We start from the raw sequence: 246 nt of genomic DNA, 5'->3' as shown, positions 1-246 counted from the left end.
GGGCCGTTGTCACCAAATCCGTTTCCGTTGATTAGGTCTGCAAAGGGAATATCGTCAACATCTGCGGTGCTTGGTACCGCAATGTCAAACACGCCCTGATTTCGATTACGGCTATCGTATGGACTTGTTGCAGTCGGGTCACGCACCACACGCTGCTGATTCTGATTGTAAGGCGTCACATTGAACTGGAATGAACCGGTCAACATCGAGTTGATGTCCCCAACGCTGGCCTTACCTTGTTCGTTC

Annotated in this window: 1 protein-coding gene; it reads right to left on the bottom strand. The window is 50.8% G+C overall.

All coding sequences use genetic code 11. The features are described from left to right. Positions 1 to 206: hypothetical protein (locus tag AC1RPH_RS08475; protein ID WP_481762144.1), on the bottom strand; the 206-nt coding region annotated here is incomplete at its 3' end. Between the last annotated feature and the right edge of the window lie 40 nt (positions 207 to 246).

It is taken from the genome of Dellaglioa sp. CoH-57-MRSF-16 (assembly GCF_056782055.1).
The sequence above is the reverse complement of the archived record's forward strand: the minus strand, read 5'-3'. Positions and strand labels throughout refer to the sequence as shown.